The 13,954-nt window shown below is 72.8% G+C and carries 15 protein-coding genes and 1 riboswitch; of the genes, 7 read left to right on the top strand and 8 right to left on the bottom strand.

The features are described 5' to 3' along the window. The first annotated feature begins 161 nt into the window (after window positions 1–161). A complete protein-coding gene (locus ACFVS9_RS12105) occupies window positions 162–1,175 on the top strand; it encodes a 2-hydroxyacid dehydrogenase (protein WP_383116081.1) in 1,014 nt (337 codons plus the stop codon). On the opposite strand, the gene ACFVS9_RS12100 is transcribed toward ACFVS9_RS12105, so the two are convergent. Together ACFVS9_RS12100 and ACFVS9_RS12095 are read right to left on the bottom strand one after the other, a co-directional pair. After that, a complete protein-coding gene (locus tag ACFVS9_RS12100; RefSeq protein WP_383116080.1) occupies window positions 1,176–3,098 on the bottom strand; it encodes an anthranilate synthase family protein in 1,923 nt (640 codons plus the stop codon). A gap of 97 nt (window positions 3,099–3,195) precedes the next feature. Beyond that, complete coding sequence (locus tag ACFVS9_RS12095) at window positions 3,196–3,252, bottom strand: trp operon leader peptide (RefSeq protein WP_383116084.1); 57 nt, start codon at window positions 3,250–3,252, stop codon at window positions 3,196–3,198. A 104-nt stretch (window positions 3,253–3,356) separates the two neighbouring features. On the opposite strand from ACFVS9_RS12095, the gene ACFVS9_RS12090 reads away from it, so the two are divergent. Next, window positions 3,357–4,703, top strand: a complete 1,347-nt coding sequence (locus ACFVS9_RS12090; RefSeq protein ID WP_383116083.1) for a class II 3-deoxy-7-phosphoheptulonate synthase — start codon at window positions 3,357–3,359, stop codon at window positions 4,701–4,703. Window positions 4,704–4,862: 159 nt separating this feature from the next. After that, on the top strand, window positions 4,863–5,132 hold the full coding sequence (locus ACFVS9_RS12085) for a bacterioferritin-associated ferredoxin (RefSeq protein ID WP_389931667.1): 270 nt from the start codon (window positions 4,863–4,865) through the stop codon (window positions 5,130–5,132). Between the two features lie 34 nt (window positions 5,133–5,166). On the opposite strand, the gene bfr is transcribed toward ACFVS9_RS12085, so the two are convergent. After that, a complete protein-coding gene (gene bfr / locus ACFVS9_RS12080) occupies window positions 5,167–5,646 on the bottom strand; it encodes a bacterioferritin (protein ID WP_383116078.1) in 480 nt (159 codons plus the stop codon). Window positions 5,647–5,801: 155 nt separating this feature from the next. On the opposite strand from bfr, the gene ACFVS9_RS12075 reads away from it, so the two are divergent. Beyond that, entirely contained in the window at window positions 5,802–6,434 is a 633-nt protein-coding gene (locus ACFVS9_RS12075) for a sulfite oxidase-like oxidoreductase (RefSeq protein WP_383116077.1), read from the top strand. 31 nt (window positions 6,435–6,465) lie between these two features. Here the strand turns inward: ACFVS9_RS12075 and ACFVS9_RS12070 are convergent, their stop codons facing one another. The 5 genes from ACFVS9_RS12070 to thiO form a co-directional block, all read right to left on the bottom strand. Next, window positions 6,466–7,329 (bottom strand): deoxyribonuclease IV, encoded by an 864-nt coding sequence (locus tag ACFVS9_RS12070; protein ID WP_383116076.1) that lies wholly within the window; start codon window positions 7,327–7,329, stop codon window positions 6,466–6,468. 22 nt (window positions 7,330–7,351) lie between these two features. Then, complete coding sequence (pknB, locus tag ACFVS9_RS12065) at window positions 7,352–9,268, bottom strand: Stk1 family PASTA domain-containing Ser/Thr kinase (protein WP_389931664.1); 1,917 nt, start codon at window positions 9,266–9,268, stop codon at window positions 7,352–7,354. A 128-nt stretch (window positions 9,269–9,396) separates the two neighbouring features. Further along, window positions 9,397–10,191: a thiazole synthase gene (locus ACFVS9_RS12060; protein ID WP_383116074.1), complete on the bottom strand. Its 795-nt coding sequence runs from the start codon at window positions 10,189–10,191 to the stop codon at window positions 9,397–9,399. Window positions 10,192–10,193: 2 nt separating this feature from the next. Further along, window positions 10,194–10,424, bottom strand: a complete 231-nt coding sequence (gene thiS / locus ACFVS9_RS12055) for a sulfur carrier protein ThiS (RefSeq protein WP_383116073.1) — start codon at window positions 10,422–10,424, stop codon at window positions 10,194–10,196. After that, complete coding sequence (gene thiO / locus ACFVS9_RS12050) at window positions 10,421–11,635, bottom strand: glycine oxidase ThiO (RefSeq protein WP_389931663.1); 1,215 nt, start codon at window positions 11,633–11,635, stop codon at window positions 10,421–10,423. Before thiO ends, thiS begins: the two co-directional genes overlap by 4 nt. After that, a riboswitch (TPP riboswitch) is annotated at window positions 11,633–11,745 on the bottom strand. It overlaps the preceding gene by 3 nt. A gap of 44 nt (window positions 11,746–11,789) precedes the next feature. On the opposite strand from thiO, the gene ACFVS9_RS12045 reads away from it, so the two are divergent. The 3 genes from ACFVS9_RS12045 (at window position 11,790) to ACFVS9_RS12035 (ending at window position 13,832) form a co-directional block, all read left to right on the top strand. After that, a complete protein-coding gene (locus tag ACFVS9_RS12045; protein WP_389931661.1) occupies window positions 11,790–12,131 on the top strand; it encodes a hypothetical protein in 342 nt (113 codons plus the stop codon). A gap of 34 nt (window positions 12,132–12,165) precedes the next feature. Further along, window positions 12,166–13,398, top strand: a complete 1,233-nt coding sequence (locus ACFVS9_RS12040; protein WP_389931660.1) for an NAD(P)/FAD-dependent oxidoreductase — start codon at window positions 12,166–12,168, stop codon at window positions 13,396–13,398. A gap of 68 nt (window positions 13,399–13,466) precedes the next feature. Beyond that, a complete protein-coding gene (locus tag ACFVS9_RS12035; protein ID WP_383116069.1) occupies window positions 13,467–13,832 on the top strand; it encodes an Rv2175c family DNA-binding protein in 366 nt (121 codons plus the stop codon). Window positions 13,833–13,954 lie beyond the last annotated feature (122 nt).

Genomic DNA, 13,954 nt, shown 5'->3' with positions numbered 1-13,954 from the left:
CCCTGGGGTGGTGGTGCGCGCCCACCCCGTCCCGGGGGGCGGCCCCCCCCCCCCCCCCCGCGCCCGCCGCGCCGCGCCGGCCCCGCCGCCCCCCCCCCCCGCCCCGGGGGTACGCCTTATATTCGCGAGGACCGGCCCCACCCCCTCACCCGGGAGACGTCGTGGAAATCCTGGCATTCGGCGTGCAGTCCGACGAGAAGCCGCTGATCGAGAAGGCCTTCGCCGGCCTGCACGACGTCCGCTGCCTGGACGTCTTCCTCACCGAGGACACCGCACCGATCGCCGCGGGCCACGAGATCATCTCCACCAGCGTCAACGCCGACCTCGGCAGCCGCGTCCTGCAGACCCTCGCGGCCGGCGGGACGCAGATGATCGCCCAGCGCTCCACCGGCTTCAACAACATCGACCTGGACGTCGCCGAACGCCTCGCGCTGCGCGTGGCCCGGGTCTCGTACTACTCGCCCCACTCGGTCGCCGAATTCGCCTGGACCCTCGCCATGGCCGTCAACCGCCGCGTCGTCCGCGCGGTGAGCCGCACCCGGGACTTCGACTTCCGGCTCGACGGGCTGCTCGGCCGGGACATGCACGGGCGTACGGCCGGGGTGCTGGGCACCGGGAAGATCGGCGAGGCCTTCACCCGGATCGCCCACGGCTTCGGCATGGAACTGCTCGGCTGGGACGTCGCCGAGAACCCCGCCTGCACGGCGCTCGGCATGACCTACGTGGACAAGGAGCAGCTCTTCGCGGAGGCCGACCTGATCAGCCTCCACGTACCGCTGCTCCCCGCCACGCAGCACATCATCGGCCAGGAGGCGCTGTCCGCGATGAAGGACGACGCGATCCTGGTCAACTCCAGCCGCGGCGGCCTCATCGACACGCGCGCGCTCGTCACCGAGCTGCGGGCCGGCCGGTTCACCGGTGTCGGGCTCGACGTCTACGAGGCGGAGGCGGGGCTCTTCTACGTCGACCGGTCCATGGAGGGCATCGACGACGACACCCTCGCCCGGCTCGTGACCTTCCCCCACGTCATCGTGACCTCGCACCAGGCGTACTACACACGCGACGCCGTGGGGCAGATCATCGACGCCACGGTGCGCAACGTCACCGACTACCTGGCCGGCCGCCGCAGCGACAACTTCCTGGTCCCGGCGCTCCCCGGGCCCCCGGCGGGCTGATCACCCGCCGAGCACCGGCAGCGCCGCCAGCAGCTCCGTCACGATCGCCGCGCCCCGCAGCGTCAGCACCGACTCCGGGTGGAACTGCACCGAGGCGAAGCCCCGGCCGCGCAGCGCGTGCAGTTCACCGGAGGCCGGGTCCCTGCTCGCCCCGATGCCGTGGGCGCTCAGCTCGACGGCCGCCGCGTCGTCGCAGAGCGCGGTGAAGCTGTTGTAGAAGCCGACGGTCTCGGGCCTCCCGAACAGGTCGATCCGGGTCTGCGCCCCCTGGTGGGGCACCGCCTTCCGCGCGATCTCCAGGCCCAGCTCCGCCGCGATCAGCTCATGGCCGAGGCAGACACCGAGCAGTCCGTGCCGGTGCTCCCGCACCAGCTCGGCGGCCAGCCCCCGCAGCAGCCGCATCTTCGGATCGGCCGTGTCCGCCGGATTCCCGGGGCCGGGGCCGAGCACCACCGGCCCCTCGTGCGCCCGTACGGCCGTCAGCAGCCCGGGTTCGTCGTAGCGGCGCACCGACACGGTGAGGCCCGAGGTGCGCAGCAGATGCGCCAGCATCGCCGTGAAGGTGTCCTCGCCGTCCACCACCAGCGCGTGGCCGGAGAGGTCCCCCGTGCGCTCCTGCATGCGCAGCCAGAAGGGCGCCAGCCCGCCGCGCCGGTCGTCCAGGGCCGCCCGCACCCGCGGGTCGGAGGCCAGCCGCGGCCGGACCGCCTCCGACTCCGGGCGGCCCGGCCGGACGCCCAGCGCCGCGAGCACCCCGGCCGCCTTCGCGTGGGTCTCGGCGACCTCACCCGCCGGGTCGGAGTGGCGCACCAGCGTGGCCCCCACCGGGACCCGCAGCCCGCCCCGCGCCGAGATGTCGGCGGTGCGGATCAGGATCGGCGAGTCCAGCGTCTGCGCGCCGCCGGGCTCCCGGCCCACGAGCGCCAGGGCGCCCGCGTAGTAGCCGCGGCCCCCCGGTTCGTAGCGCTCGATCACGCGGCAGGCGTTCTGGACGGGGGAGCCGGTGACCGTCGCCGCGAACATGGTCTCCCTGAGGACCTCGCGCACGTCCAGCGAGGACCGCCCGCGCAGCTCGTACTCCGTGTGCGCGAGGTGGGCCATCTCCTTGAGGCGGGGCCCGACCACCACCCCGCCCATGTCACCGACGGTGCACATCATCTTGAGCTCCTCGTCGACCACCATGGAGAGCTCCTCGGTCTCCTTGCGGTCCCCGAGGAAGGCCAGCAGACCCTCGGCCGTCGGCCCCCCGGCCGGGTAGCGGTAGGTCCCGCTGATCGGATTCATCACGACGGTCCCGCCGGACATCCGCACATGGACCTCGGGACTGGCCCCGACCAGCGTCCGTCCGCCGAGGCCGGGCCGTCCGGGTGCCGGTGCGCTCCCCGTGTGCACGACGAACGTCCAGTACGCGCCGCGCTCACCCGCCAGCAGCCGCCGGAACAGTGCCAGCGCGTCGGCACGGCCGAAACCGGGGATCTCACCGGTGAAGGTCCGCCGGATGACGAAGTTCGCGCCCTCGCCCTGCCCGATCTCGTCCTCCACGACCCGCCGGACGACGTCCGCGTACTCCTCGTCGGAGACGTCGAAGGCGCCGTCCCGGACCCGTACGTCGTGGCCGGGCAGATGCGCGAGCACCTCGGCCAGCGGCAGTTCCCGCACCTCGTCCGCGACCAGTACGGCGAGCGGGGTGCCGTCGTCCCGCACGTCGAAACCGCGCTCGGCGATCTGCCGGAAGGGCACCAGGGCCAGGGAGGGCAGCTCGCCCACCGGGACGGCGGCGAGCCGGTCCACCTCCAGCATGTCCCCGGTCAGGACCTCCACCGTGTCGTGGTCCCGGCCGGGCGTCCGCCTGCGCAGCAGGGCGAACGGCGGGGCGTCGTCGTGGAGCAGGGCGGACAGGAGGGCGGCGGTGCGGTCGGGCATGGGTGGTCCTTCCTGGGGGAGGAACGGCACCCGGCTCCGGAACGCGGAGAAGGCCGCCCCTCGGGGCGGCCTTCGCGAAGTCTGTACGCGCGATGAGTCAGCGGGCCGCCGGAGGAGCGGTCCACCACCAGTTCTGGGTCGTCGGCGCGAACATGCCCCGTACCCTAGCGGAAGGGGTGGACAGATGAGCGCGCGTCTCATTTGCTGAGCGGCCGGACGGGGCGCGCCCGCCGACCCCGTAATGTTGTCGAGGTGACCGTGAACGCCAACACCTCCGTCGCCGGTGGCCACACCTGGCGAGACCTTCCCGCGGCGCAGCAGCCCGAGTACCCCGATGCCGAGGCTCTGCGCGACGTTCTCGCGGACCTCGAGTCGTATCCTCCGCTCGTCTTCGCGGGCGAGTGCGACCAGCTGCGCGCCCGCCTGGGAGCCGTCGCCAAGGGCGAGGCGTTCCTGCTGCAGGGCGGCGACTGCGCCGAGGCCTTCGACGCCGTGTCCGCCGAGCACATCCGCGCCAAGCTGAAGACCCTGCTCCAGATGAGCGCCGTCCTGACGTACGCGGCCTCCGTGCCGGTCGTCAAGATCGGCCGGATCGCCGGTCAGTACTCCAAGCCGCGCTCCAAGCCGACCGAGACCCGCGACGGCGTGACCCTGCCGACCTACCGCGGCGACTCCGTCAACGGTTTCGAGTTCACCGAGGCCGCCCGCATCCCGGACCCCGAGCGGCTGAAGCGGATGTACCACGCGTCCGCCTCCACGCTGAACCTCGTGCGGGCCTTCACCACCGGCGGGTACGCCGACCTGCGCCAGGTGCACGCCTGGAACCAGGACTTCGTGAAGTCCTCGCCGTCCGGGCAGCGTTACGAGGCCCTGGCCCGCGAGATCGACAACGCGCTGAACTTCATGAAGGCGTGCGGCACGGACCCGGCCGAGTTCAAGGCGGTCGAGTTCTACGCCTCGCACGAGGCGCTGCTCCTGGACTACGAGTCCTCGCTGACCCGCACCGACTCGCGGACCGGCCAGCTCTACGACACCTCGGGCCACATGGTCTGGGTCGGTGAGCGCACCCGCCAGATGGACGGCGCGCACATCGAGTTCGCGTCGAGGATCCGCAACCCCATCGGGATCAAGCTCGGCCCGACGACCACCGTCGACGAGGCCCTCGGCTACGTCGACCGCCTCGACCCCGAGCGCGAGCCGGGCCGGCTGACCTTCATCGTCCGCATGGGCGCCGACAAGGTCCGCGACAAGCTCCCCGAGCTGGTCGAGAAGGTCACCGCCTCCGGTGCGGCGGTGGTGTGGGTCACCGACCCGATGCACGGCAACACCTTCGAGGCGGCCTCCGGGCACAAGACGCGCCGCTTCGACGACGTCCTGGACGAGGTCAAGGGCTTCTTCGAGGTGCACAAGGGCCTCGGGACGCACCCCGGCGGCATCCACGTCGAGCTCACGGGTGACGACGTCACCGAGTGCGTCGGCGGCGGCCACGAGATCTTCGTGGACGACCTCCACCAGCGCTACGAGACGGCCTGCGACCCGCGCCTCAACCGCAGCCAGTCCCTCGACCTGGCCTTCCTCGTCGCCGAGATGTACCGCGACCAGTAGGGACCGTCCCCGGTGACACCTGTGGGGCACGGATCGATGTGATCCGTGCCCCACGGGCGTACCGGGGCTTTTGCGTACCGGGGCTCGCGGGTAAGGTTAGGTTAGCCTCACCGAGAATTCGGGACGGCGCCACGATCGACCCGTCGGGAGGTGAACCGCGTGTACGTCTGCTCCTGCTTCGGCATCACGGAGGAACAGGTCAAGCGGCATGCGGACGGCGGAGCGTGCACGCCCCGCCAGATCGCCTCGGCCTGCAAGGCCGGCACCGACTGCGGCGGCTGCGTCCGCAGGATCCAGGCGCTCCTCGGCCGCGGCGACTGCCCGCGCCGCGAGCTCGTCGAAGGGCGTACGGCTCCGGGCGGCGCCCCGGCCGGTGCGCCCGCCGCCTTCGGCGCCACGCCGGACGTCAGGCTCCCCGACGCCGCCTGAGGCGTCGGCACGCCGCGCGGGGACTCCCGGCGGATCAGCTCTCCGGCTGTTCGATCACCTGGGCGATGTAGAGGGGCTCACCGAGCTTCTCGACCAGATCCAGCTGGGTGTCGAGATAGTCGATGTGGTGCTCCTCGTCCTCCAGAATGGACTCGAAGATGTTCGCCGACGTGATGTCGCCCTTGCCGCGCATCACCTCGATACCCCGCTTGAGGCGGTCGATCGCCTCGACCTCGACCTGGCGGTCGGCCTGGAACATCTCGGTGACCGTCTGGCCGACCCGCACGTGGAAGAGCCGCTGGTAGTTGGGCAGCCCATCGAGGAACAGGATCCGGTCGGTGAGGATCTCCGCGTGCTTCATCTCGTCGAACGATTCGGCCCGTGTGTACTTCGCGAGCTTCGTCCAGCCGAAGTTCTCCTGCATCTTCGCGTGCAGGAAGTACTGATTGATGGCAGTCAATTCGGCGGTCAGCTGTTCGTTGAGGAACTCGAGGACCTCGGGGTCGCCCTGCATCGCAGAGGCTCCTTCCAACCGGTGAACTGGGCATGTTTGCGCGCATCCTCGCACCGCGCCAAGCGGTCGTCCAGTAAGTGCATGCTTAGTACGAGTTGCCCGAATCGACTCTCCCCTGGTCATGACCACCCCTGCCTGTCTGTCACCATGGAGGCATGGGTCAGCCGGAAAGCCGGGAACGCGGCACAGCAGAGCAGTCCGGGCTTCCGCCGGGGCAGCGGCTGCAGCGGGGATGGCCGGTCACCCATTACGGCCCGGTCCCCAAGTTCAGACCCGACCGCTGGGAGTTCCGGGTCTTCGGCGCCACGGCGGACGGCGACAAGCACTGCTGGAATCACCAGGAATTCACGGCGCTTCCCTTCTCTTCGGTCGTCGCCGATCTGCACTGCGTGACCAAATTCAGCATGCTCGGATCCGAATGGGGCGGAATCCTCGCCCGTGAGGTCCTGGAACTCGCACCGCCCGGCCCCCGGGTGACGCACGTGATGGTCTGGGCCGAATACGGATTCAGCTCGAATCTGCGGATCGACGACTTCGCGGCGGACCGGACGCTGTTCGCCACCCATAAGGACGGCGAACTGCTCACCGCGGAACACGGATTCCCGCTGCGACTGGTCGTTCCGCATCTGTATGCCTGGAAGGGGCCCAAATGGGTCCGGGGCATCGAATACATGACCGCCGACCGGCGCGGGTTCTGGGAGGAACGCGGCTACCACAACATCGGCGACCCGTGGAGCGAGCAGCGCTACTCCTACCAGGAGGAGCCCGGGGACGGCCCCGAACTCTGAGCCGCCGGGGGCACGAGCACGACGCCGGCCCTCACTTCGCGGCGGGGCCCCGGAGTTCCTTCAGCCGGGCCACGTCCGCCGCGTGGCCTTCCTTGCCGCCGGGCGTCTCGATGATCAGGGGCACGCCCTCGGTGGCGGGGTGGGCGAACAGCTCACGGAACGGCTCGGCGCCGATGTGGCCCGCGCCGATGTTCTCGTGCCGGTCCTTGTGGGCGCCCACCACGTCCTTGGAGTCATTGGCGTGGATCAGCTTCAGCCGGCCCTCGCCGACGGTGTCCACCAGCAGATCCAGGGTCTGACGCATCCCGGCGGGGCCCGTCAGGTCGTGGCCCGCCGCGTAGATGTGGCAGGTGTCCAGGCAGATCCCCAGCCTGGGGTGGGAGTCCAGGGCCTCGAAGTACGGCCCGAAGTCCCAGGTCCGTGAGCAGAGCGAGGAGCCCTGCCCGGCGGTCGACTCCAGCAGCAGGAACGGGTCGTCGTCGTGCGTGAGCTCGTCCAGCAGCGGGAGCATGTGCGTGCGCACCTGGGCGAGGGCCTCCTCGCGCGGGCGTCCGCCGGTGGCCGAGCCCGTGTGCACCACCACACCCAGGGCGCCGATCTCCCGGGCCCGGCGCAGCGAGTGGCGCAGCGAGAGGACCGAACGCTCCACCGTGGCCTCGGTGTGCGAGCCGAAGTTGATCAGATAGGGGGCGTGGACGTACGCCGGAACCGAGCCGGCGGCGCACTCCGAACGGAACAGGTCGTCCTGTGCCGGGTTGCCGGGCGGTGTCGCCCAGCCGCGCGGGTTGGCGACGAAGACCTGCACGGTCTCCGCCGCCAGCTCCCGGGCGTAGCCCAGGCCTGCCTTGGCGAGTCCGCCGGCCACGGGAACGTGACCGCCGATCGGGTTGCGCATGTGCCGCCATTCCTCGGTGGGTCTACAGACCCTTGGTCCTGATGGTGATCGTGGAGCCCTCGGCGGCCTTCGCGCCGCCCTCGACCGACTGGCTGCCGACCGTGTCGCTGAAGGAGAGGAACGGCCGGTCGACCTTGACCTCGAACCCCGCCCCCTCCAGTGTGCTCCGTGCCTCGTCGACGTCCTTGCCCGTGACGTCGGGCACCTGGACCATGCGCGGGCCCTTGGAGACCGTCAGCTCCACGGTGTCCCCCTCGGCGGCCTCGGCGCCGCTGCCGGGCGACTGCCGGGCGACGCCGCCCGCGTCCTCGGGGGAGTCGACCCGGCCGGGCAGCACCTTCGTCCTCAGACCCGCCTCGTCCAGCGCGGCCGTGGCCTCGTCGACGGAGAGGCCGGTGACATCGGGCACGTCGACGGGGCTGCCCTTGCTGACGACCAGGGCCACCGCCGAGTCGGTCCGGCGCTCCGTGCCGGCCCGCGGATCCGTGCGGATGACCTTGCCCCGGTCGATCTCCTCGCTGAACTCCCTGGTCACCATCCCGGGCGCGAACCCCGACCCGGTCAGCTCACGCTTGGCCTCCGCGAGGGCGAGGCTCTCGACATCGGGAACCTCGACGACCTCCGGACCGCGCGAGACCACCAGCTTCACCGCGGCGTTGCCGCGGACGCGCTCCCCGGAGGCCGGATCGCTGCTGATCACCGTGCCGCGCTTCACCGTGTCGCTGTAGGCGCGCTCGACGCCCTTGAGGCCGAGGCCCTCGTCCGCGATCCGCTTCTCGGCCGTGCTCTGGGTCTGGCCCAGGAGGGAGGGGACCCGGGTGAACTGGCCCGAGTTGATGTACCAGACGCCCGCCCCGGCCCCCAGCACCAGCAGGACGGCCGCGAACAGGGCGATCACCCCGCGACGGCCCCGGCCGTGGAAGGGCCCGCGCCGCCGCCGGGGCTCCGGATCCTGCGGCGGCATCTCCAGCCTGCTGGTGTGGTGCGCGGTGCCCTGGCCCGCCGGTATCACCCGGGGGATCACGCTCGTACGGTCCTCGGCGGCGTCGTGCGACTCCGCGAGGGCCTGCGGGGGCATCGCGTCGAGCTGCTCCTCGGTGAGGTCCGCGCGTATCTCCCGGGACCGGGCGAGCAGGGCCACCGCGTCGGACGGACGGGCGCCGGGGGCGCGGGCCGTCGCGGCGGCCACCAGCTCGTCCAGCCCCGGGGCCAGGCCGGGGACGGCGGCGGACGGCGCCGGCACGTCCTCGTTCAGGTGCTGGTAGATGACCTGGGCGGCGGTGTCCCCGGTGTGGGGCTTGCCGCCGGTCAGCATCTCGTAGAGCACCACACCGCAGGCGTACACGTCGGACCGGGTGTCGGCGGTCCCCTGCTCGATCTGCTCGGGGGCGAGGTAGGAGACCGTGCCCAGCAGCGAGCCGGTGGTGTCCGTGGCCGTGCCCACGGCGCGTACGAGGCCGAAGTCGGCGACCTTCACCCGGCCGTCGTCCCCTATCAGGACGTTCTCCGGCTTCATGTCCCGGTGGACGAAGCCCGCGCGGTGCGCGGCGCCGAGGGCGGCCAGCACCGGTTCGAGGATGTCCAGGGCGGCCCGCGGCTGAAGCGCCCCGCGCTCGCGCAGGACGTCACGCAGGGTGCACCCGGCGACGTACTCCATCGCCAGGTAGACGTACGCGCCCTGGGCGCCCTGGTCGAAGACACCCACCACGTTCGGGTGGGCGAGCCGGGCGACGGACTTGGCCTCGCGGATGAAGCGTTCGACGAACGCGGCGTCCGTCGCCAGCGCCGGGTGCATCACCTTCAGGGCGAGCACCCGGTCGAGCCGGGTGTCCACGGCCCTGTACACCGTGGCCATACCGCCGACGGCGATGCGCGCATCGATGCGGTAGCGGCCGTCGAGCAGCTGCCCGACGAGGGGGTCCTGGAGGGTCGTGTCCACGGAGCGAGTCTACGATCCGCCACGGACACCCCGGACGGTCCCGGGTCCCCCCGGGGCCGTTCCGGTGCCGAGCCGTGACAGGGGCATGCACATGCTGTGACCAGGAGGGCTCCGCCGGGCCCCCGGACTCAGAAGGCCGGCCGCTCGGGGTCCAGCACCGCACGGCCCTCCACGGGCGAGGACGCCTCGGCGAAGTGCCGGCGCGGGATGCGCCCCGCCCGGTACGCCAGCCGCCCGCCGTCCACCGCGTGCCGCATCGCGGCGGCCATCAGCTCCGGCTCCTGCGCCCGGGTCACCGCGGAGGCGAGCATCACGGCGGAGCAGCCCAGCTCCATCGCCAGCGCCGCGTCCGACGCGGTCCCCGCTCCGGCGTCGAGGATCACCGGGACCGTCGCCCGCTCGACGATCAGCTGGAAGTTGTGGGGATTGCGGATGCCGAGGCCGGAACCGATGGGGGAGCCCAGCGGCATGACCGCCGCGCACCCCACGTCCTGGAGCCTGCGCGCCAGGACCGGGTCGTCGTTGGTGTAGGGCAGGACCGTGAAACCGTCGTCGACCAGGATCTCGGCCGCGTCCAGCAGCTCGACCGGATCGGGCAGCAGGGTCCGTTCGTCGGCCACGACCTCCAGCTTGATCCAGTCGGTGCCGAGCGCCTCCCTGGCGAGCCGGGCCGTCAGCACGGCCTCGCCCGCGGTGAAACAGCCCGCGGTGTTCGGCAGGACCTGGATGGAGAGGCGCTCCAGGACGGAGAGCACCGACCCCTGGACGGAAGGGTCGAGCCGGCGCATCGCGACGGTGGTCAGCTCGGTGCCCGAGGCGGCCAGGGAGCGTTCCAGCACGTCCAGGCTGGGTGCCCCGCCCGTCCCCATGATCAGCCGCGAGGAGAACGTGGCCGGGCCGAGGGTGAGGAGATCGCCGGACACGGTCAGCCCCCCTGGACCGCGGTGAGGACCTCGACGCGGTCGCCGTCGGTGAGGGCCGTGGCCGACCACCGCCCGCGGGGGACGACGGTCTCGTTGACCGCGGCGGCGACACCCGAGGGCGCCGCGGTCAGCCCCGCGACCAGGGTGTCCAGGGTGGTGCCCGCGGGGAGGGCGCGGCGCTCCCCGTTGACGGACACGGAGACGTGGACGGGTACGGCGGCGGGCTGTGTCATACGGGCTGCTCCTGCGACGCGGGGGTGGTCTGTCCGGGGGTGCGGGCCGGCGCGCTCCCCGGGGAGGCGGGGGCGAAGCGGTGCGGCGAGAAGGGGCGGGCGAGCTCGGGCAGCTCGCCCGCGGTCAGCACATGGGCCATCACCTCGCCGGTCACGGGGGTCAGCAGCACCCCGTTGCGGTGGTGCCCGGTGGCCAGGTGCAGGCCGGGCAGGGCCGTGGGGCCCAGCAGCGGCGCGTTGTCCGGCGAGGCGGGCCGCAGCCCGGCCCGGGTCTCGGTCAGCGGCAGTTCGGTGATGCCGGGTATCAGCTCGTGGGCGTCACGCAGCAGCTCGTACACCCCGCCCGCCGTGACCGTGGTGTCCCAGCCCAGCTCCTCGGTCGTCGCGCCGACGACCAGCTCGCCGTCGGCGCGCGGGACGAGGTACACCTGGCTGCCGCGCACCACGGCCCGTACGGTCCGGCTGAGGAAGGGGGCGTACGCGCGCGGCACGGTGAGCCGCAGCACCTGCCCCTTCACCGGGCGCACCGGAGGTACGACGTCCTCGGGCAGCCCCTCCAGCCGGCCGCTGAGACTGCCGCCGGCGAGCACCACCTGGCCGGCCGTGAGCCGGGTGCCGTCGGCGAGTTCCGCCCCGGCCGCCCGGCCGCCCGTGACGGAGAGCCGCCGGGCCCGGTCACGGCGGAAGGCCACCCCCGCCCGCTCGCACGCGGTGACCAGCGCCGCGGCCAGCCGCCTCGGGTCCACCTGGTGGTCGCCGTCCACCCGCAGCCCGCCGCGCACCCCCGGCGCGAGCATCGGCTCCAGGCGGCGGCACTCCCGGCCGCTGAGCCACTCGGACTCCAGCCCCGAACGCCGTTGCAGTACGTGCAGTTCCCGCAGGTGCGCCCGGTCGTCGGAGTCCAGGGCGACGGACAGGGTGCCGCAGGCCCGGAAGCCGGTCGTCCGGCCGCTCGCCTCCTCCAGCTCGGCCACGAACGCCGGATAGCGTTGCGCGGAGGCCACGTTGAGGCCGAGCAGCATCTGCTCGCCGTAGTGGAGTTCGGTGACGGCGGCCAGCATCCCGGCCGCGACCTGGGCGGCCCCGCCGCCTGGCTCCGGATCCGCCAGCGCGGTGCGCAGGCCCCGCTGCGCCGACCGCCAGGCGGTCACCAGGCCGATGAGCCCGCCTCCGACGACCAGGACGTCGGAGGTGTCCGTGGAGATGCGCATGGGCGTCCAGCCCCTCCCTTCGCCGGCATGACCCGGATCAGGTTCGTACGGTCGGAGGCCGGTCAGCCTCCCTCTCAGCCCGGTGCGTCCGGACTCCCGCGAGTGCCTTACGGTGGCCAGCCTAGACCCCGCCGCCGGTAAGGGAGCAGCGCCCGTGGCCCGTTCGCTCGACGGACTCGTCCTCTCGCCGGTGGCGGACCAGGCCCCCGGCCAGGTCGGGACCCTGACCCGGTTCACGTACCACGAGCGGGACGGCCGGATCTGGGCCGAGTACGCGGGCGGGGACGTCGTCCGGGGACACCTCGTCGGCACCCGGGACGCGGACGCCCTGGACTTCCGCTACGTCCAGTTGAAGCGGGACGGGACGACCTCCGGCGGCCACTGCGTCTCCCTCGTCACCGACCTGCCCGACGGCAGGGTCCGCCTGGACGAGACCTGGCACTGGGAGTCCCAGGAGGGCAGCGGGACGAGCGTCGTGGAGGAGCTCCCGCGCTGACGCCATGTCACGGGGCAGCCCTTAGGGTGGTCGGGTGAACGAGCAGACACAGGACCCGGCAGCGGGGGACCGGCCGCGGGACGTCGTGATCGTGGGCGCCGGCATGGCCGGCGTGCAGACGGCCGTGGCCCTGCGCGAACAGGGCTTCACCGGCCCGGTCACCCTGATCGGCGCCGAACCGCACCAGCCGTACGACAGGCCGCCCCTGTCCAAGGCGGTCCTGCTGGGCAAGGCAGAGGACTCCGCCTTCGACGTCGACTTCGAAGCCCTGGACATCACCCTGCGCCTGGGGCTCGACGTGTCCGGCCTGCGTTCCGGGGCGCACGAGCTGGACACCCCGGAGGGGCCCGTCGGCTACGGCGTACTGGTCCTCGCCACCGGGGCGGAACCCGCCGCGCTGCCCGGATCCGAGGGCGTGCCCGGCGTCCATCTGCTGCGCACCCTCGACGACGCCGCACGGCTGCGGCCGGTCCTGGAGCGGCAGCACGACGTGGTCGTCGTCGGGGCGGGCTGGATCGGCGCCGAGTTCGCCACCGCGGCCCGCGCCGCCGGGTGCGCGGTCACCGTCGTCGAGGCCGCCGGCCGGCCCCTCGCGGGCACTCTGCCCGCCGAGGTCGCCGCCCCGATGGCCGGCTGGTACGCCGAGAGCGGGGCGGAACTGATCACCGGCGCCCGCGTCGACCGTGTCCGGCAGGGCGCCGTCCACCTGGCGGACGGGCGGGTGATCCCCGCCGGGGCGGTGGTCGTGGGCATCGGCGCCCGGCCCGCCACCGGGTGGCTCACGGACTCGGGCATCGCGCTGGGCGCGGACGGCTCGGTCACCACCGACAGCTCCCTGCGCACCTCGCTGCCCGACGTCTACGCGGTCGGCGACTGCGCCTCCTTCCCCTCCGCCCGCTACGGGGAGCGGCTCCTGGTCCACCACTGGGACAACGCCCTCCAGGGCCCCAGGACGGTCGCGGCGGCCCTGGCCGGCGGGGCAGCGAGCTCCTACGACCCGGTGCCCTACTTCTGGTCCGAGCAGTTCGGACGCTTCGTCCAGTACGCGGGCCACCACACCGGGGCCGACACGCTGCTGTGGCGGGGCGACCCCGCCGACCCGTCCTGGACGGTCCTCTGGCTGCGCCACGGGGTCCTGGTGGCCGTGCTGGCCGTCGGCAGGCCCCGTGACCTGGCGCAGGGGCGCAAGCTCGTCGAAGCCGGGGCGCGGATCGATCCGGCGCGGGCCGCCGACTCCTCCGTCCCGCTGAAATCGGCGGCGCTCTAGGGCTGGCCACGGCCTCGTACGCCCGGCCCGGCTACCGGCCGCCCGTCCGGGATGGCACGCTTGTCCTTGTGACCGAGATTGACGCAAAGATCGATGCTCTCGTCCCCGCATGGCTCCACCTTCCCGACATCGCGGAAATGCTGGGTGTCGAGGTGACGCGCGTACGGCAGCTGGTGAAGGAAGGCCAGCTGATCGCCGTACGACGTGGTGAGAACCGTGCGCTCCAGGTGCCTGCCGCCTTCATCGACGGCGACAAGGTGGTCAAGGGCCTCGCGGGGACCCTGACACTCCTGAGGGACGACGGCTACAACGACGAAGAGATGCTGGACTGGCTCTTCACCCCCGACCCCAGCCTGCCCGGAACCCCGGCGCAGGCCCTGAGCGAGAATCGCGGTACGGAGGTGAAGCGCCGCGCCCAGGCGCTCGCCGTCTGACCGGACGACCGTGAGTGGAGTGCGGGGCGCGGCCCACGCGGCCCCCCCACCCCCCGTAAGGGGCCCCCCCGCCCCGCGGGGCACCCCCCGACCGGGGGGGAGCCCCCCCACCGGGGCCCAAC

The sequence above is a fragment of the Streptomyces sp. NPDC058008 genome (assembly GCF_042886395.1).
Taxonomy (GTDB): domain Bacteria; phylum Actinomycetota; class Actinomycetes; order Streptomycetales; family Streptomycetaceae; genus Streptomyces.
Note: the sequence above shows the minus strand (reverse complement) of the source record. Positions and strands in the feature narration are given on the sequence as shown.